Genomic DNA, 1,800 nt, shown 5'->3' on the forward strand with positions numbered 1-1,800 from the left:
GGTATAGCCGGGCACCTCACCCGTCGATCGATCAGCGGTGAACGTGGGAACCGTCCGCGATCTGCTCCCGATCCGGGCCGCCGCCGGCGGCCCGGACTGGGATAGGCGCGTTGCCCGCCGAAGGGCGTGGACGGGGCGGAGCCGCCGTAGTACTCCGGGGCCGGGAAAGCCGGTCGCACGGGGAAGGGCGGCAGCGTGCCAGACAAGGAGAGGACTGCAATGCCCGAAGACGCCCTGGTGAATACCGGGGCCGGGACGGCCGCCCCATGGAGGCCGGGTGTCCCGGTACGGAAGATGCAGCTCAAGTTGCACCAGTGGGCGCGGGCGGACGCCGCGCGCCGATTCGATGATCTGTACAACCTGGTCTGCGACCCGGGGTTCCTGATCGACGCCTGGAACAGGGTCGCAGGCAACGCCGGAGCGAAGACGGCCGGGATCGACGGGCTCACCGTGGCCGCGATCGAGTCCGGGCCGGGAGTACAGCCGTTCCTGATGGAGATCAGGGACGAGCTCAAGGCGCGGACCTACCGGCCCGCGCCGGTGCGGCGCACCCAGATCCCCAAGTCCAACGGGAAGATGCGTGATCTTGGCATCCCGACCGTGAAGGACCGGGTCGTGCAAGCCGCGCTGAAGGCGGTCCTGGAGCCCGTATTCGAGGCCGACTTTCTGCCAGTCTCCTACGGGTTCCGGCCGGGCCGCCGAGCGCATGACGCCATTGCGGAGATCGTTTATCTGGCACGCCGGGGCTACGAAGTAGTCCTGGAAGCCGACATCGAGGCGTGCTTCGACAACATCGATCACGTCGCGCTGATGGACCGGCTACGGGCCAGGATCTCCGACAAGCGGGTCCTGGCGCTGGTGAAGGCGTTCTTGAAGGCCGGGGTCATGCACCACGGCATCGCCAAGGACACCTCCACCGGCACCCCCCAGGGCGGGATCCTCTCCCCGTTGCTGGCCAACATCGCCCTTACCGCCCTGGACGAGCACTTCCACGGCCAGTGGCACAACCGGATGGGCACCAGTTGGCAGCGGGAGAAACGCCGCAAGACCGGAGAGGGGAACTGGAGGCTGATCCGCTACGCGGACGACTTCGTCGTCCTCATCAGTGGCCCGGCCCACCGGGCCGAGGCCCTGCGCGAGCAGGTCGCCGAGGTCCTGGCCCCACTCGGACTGCGGCTCTCAGCGGAGAAGACCCGCGTGGTTCATATCGACGACGGCTTCGACTTTCTCGGCCACCACATCCGCCGCCAGCGGAAACGTGGTACGGACAAGCTCGTCGTCTACACCCGGCCCTCGAAGAAGGCCATCAAGGCCATCAAAGGCCGGATCTCGGAACGAACCTACAGACACGCCCAGAATCAGAGTCTGGCCACCCTTTTGGGGGGACTGAACCGGACGATGATCGGATGGGCGACCTACTTCCGCCACGGCGCGGCGAAGCGGACCTTCAACGCGGTCGACCACTACACATGGCACCGCGTCGCGATCTGGCTCCGCCGCAAACACGGCATCCCCAGCAGCCAGTTGAGGAAGTTCTGTGACCAGGGATGGAGGTTTGCCGACAGCGGCACCGTGTTCCTCGGCGCATCCAGCGTCATGATCGAACGCTACCGCTACCGCGGAGCCAAGATTCCAACTCCGTGGACCATCGAAACGGCAGCCGACAACGGCTGACCACCGGGCAAGGCACGTGGAGAGCCGGATGCGTGGAAACGCGCACGTCCGGTTCGGGTCGGCGGCTCGGGGAAACGGAACGACGGCAACGTCGTCACCGCGCCCCGAGCCGACCGCACAGGGACA

The 1,800-nt window shown here is 66.9% G+C and carries 1 protein-coding gene; it reads left to right on the forward strand.

Going from position 1 to position 1,800, the window contains the following annotated elements; all coding sequences use genetic code 11:
• Positions 1 to 306: 306 nt before the first annotated feature.
• Positions 307 to 1,674: a group II intron reverse transcriptase/maturase gene (ltrA, locus tag ACFC02_RS42465; RefSeq protein ID WP_376368373.1), complete on the forward strand. Its 1,368-nt coding sequence runs from the start codon at positions 307 to 309 to the stop codon at positions 1,672 to 1,674.
• Positions 1,675 to 1,800 lie beyond the last annotated feature (126 nt).

Source organism: Streptomyces sp. NPDC056160, from assembly GCF_042268205.1.
Lineage (GTDB): Bacteria > Actinomycetota > Actinomycetes > Streptomycetales > Streptomycetaceae > Streptomyces.